A 528-nucleotide genomic window follows, 5' to 3' on the forward strand; every position below is an offset into this window, starting at 1 on the left:
CACATCCTGTTACAATGGCACAAACTGCCTCTGTTCCCACATAGTAAATCTTCTACATGTCTTGAAAAATCCGAAAGAGTTTAAGCCCTATTGGATAAGTATTGAAGGAAGTATGAGATGCGCAATTTGAAAATTTGGAAAAACGAAAATTTGAACGGAATGAATTTATTTATTAATATTTAGTTGACCCTCCTTTTTTATTAATAACCTCTTGAATTCTTGCCGGCATGCTATCGATATACCTTTGGCAAAGATCTTTGTCAAAGCCATTCCATACTTTTTCTACTCGTTCCCAAAGCTCATCCGTATTCTTTGCTCTACGTTCGTAACAGCTGAGCTTCAACTTCAATTGATGCCATACGTGTTCTATTGGATTTAAGTCCGGACTCTGAGCTGGCCAATCGCTAATATACCGCACTTGATGATTATCTAACCAGTCTATTGTAGATTTTGCCTTGTGCTTTGGATCATTATCATGCTGAAAGTAAATGTTGGACCAGTTGAAATTGTAGTATTGCATAGTATCAC

The 528-nt window shown here is 36.9% G+C and carries 1 protein-coding gene; it reads right to left on the minus strand.

The genetic code is table 11. The features are described from left to right. Positions 1-172: 172 nt before the first annotated feature. Positions 173-528: transposase (locus ACYVLP_RS23435; RefSeq protein WP_460629700.1), on the minus strand; the 356-nt coding region annotated here is incomplete at its 5' end.

The organism is Intrasporangium mesophilum (genome assembly GCF_054783095.1).